This window comes from Ruegeria sp. AL12, assembly GCF_056540885.1.
In genome coordinates this window covers 1-903 of record NZ_JBQFXN010000083.1, presented here as the reverse complement: position 1 = coordinate 903, position 903 = coordinate 1, and the positions used below count along the sequence as shown (strand labels likewise).

Here is a 903-nt window from a genome sequence, read left to right as displayed (position 1 = left end):
GCCCGCTTCCAATTGGCCTTTTGGTATCGCCTCGATCCCGGACCGGAAAATTTCGGCCATATAGGCGGAATAACCAACCGAGATCGCGATGATCCCCCGTGTCATATTGGTCATATCGATACCGCCGCCGGTAACATCCTTGACTGCGCCCGCCAGCGGCAAACCGATATAAAGAATGATCACCAGCATCGGAATGCCACGTATCGTATCCACGAAAAACTCAGCCCCGACCGCAAGCGGATGCAGCTTATGCTGAGCCCCGCCGATGGTCAGTGTCAGCAACAAAAACCCGAGCACGGCAAATGCCAGGGCTGGATTGCGGTACTTGTCGGGTAGAAATCTTGTTTGCCACAGGACCGGATAACCTTGCGAATGCGCCTCCTCCGGGACAAAAGCGCCCGAGACACTGTCGACCGTTTCGATTTGTTCAAGCGCGGCAGTGGCATCGGTTGCGCTGCGAATGCGATATTGCTGACCGCCGGCCCCCTCGAACTCGCCAAACCGGATAATGTCAGCCTGCGCCTGCGGCGTGCCGCGCACAACCGCGATACGCCCCTCGGTGCTGCCCACCAGAACAAAGCTGACCTGCGGCTGCATGAAGAAAAAGGCCGAGGCTGCCAGCAATGCCAAACTGATCGAACCATAGACGACCGTAGTACGCGCCTTTGGTTTAAACGATTGCAACCCGACCCAGACCAAACCAAGAATGGCCGCGAAGATATAGGCAAAGATGGCCGCGCGGAATGTAATGGCCACCCCGGTCGCGAACTGCCAATGAGCCATGAACATGAGATAAAACAGAACCGCGCCTGTGAGACTCTCCAACCCCAACAAGACGCGCCCGCGCCAGGGCGGCTGCAAACGTGCCGACAGTAGGCAAAGCGCGACTACAGCTGCGTAAAC

The 903-nt window shown here is 57.5% G+C and carries 1 pseudogene; it reads right to left on the bottom strand.

The features are described 5' to 3' along the window. Positions 1–789, bottom strand: a pseudogene (locus ACR0C6_RS21490) (amino acid ABC transporter permease); the annotation flags it as partial. Positions 790–903 lie beyond the last annotated feature (114 nt).